Origin of the sequence: Desulfosporosinus metallidurans, from assembly GCF_001936615.1 — a bacterium.
In the GTDB taxonomy this organism is placed as follows: Bacteria; Bacillota; Desulfitobacteriia; order Desulfitobacteriales; family Desulfitobacteriaceae; genus Desulfosporosinus; species Desulfosporosinus metallidurans.
In genome coordinates this window covers 1-229 of the sequence record NZ_MLBF01000257.1, presented here as the reverse complement: position 1 = coordinate 229, position 229 = coordinate 1, and the positions used below count along the sequence as shown (strand labels likewise).

At 38.0% G+C, this 229-nt stretch carries 1 protein-coding gene; it reads right to left on the bottom strand.

Annotation, left to right across the window (positions count from 1 at the left end):
* On the bottom strand, positions 1 to 121 hold a 121-nt coding region (locus DSOL_RS29385), incomplete at its 3' end, for a DUF6125 family protein (RefSeq protein WP_235839028.1).
* Positions 122 to 229 lie beyond the last annotated feature (108 nt).

The window sequence follows — 229 nt, the reverse complement described above, 5'->3', positions numbered from 1 at the left end:
GTACTTGCTCAATGGCCTGGAACCATAGTCCGTCATGTGCTATCCAACGCTTGGCAAAGTCCTCTAATAGTTCCAAAGCTTGTTCACGGGTAAGGTCTTCTTTAGAGTTTAAGATCCCCATTCTCTTTCCTCCTTTTTAAATTTCAAACTTGGCTGAATATTTGAATATTAAAAAAGTATTCTCTTATAGTTCTGAAATTCCTGCTTCTTGAAAAATAAAAGGGGCCGT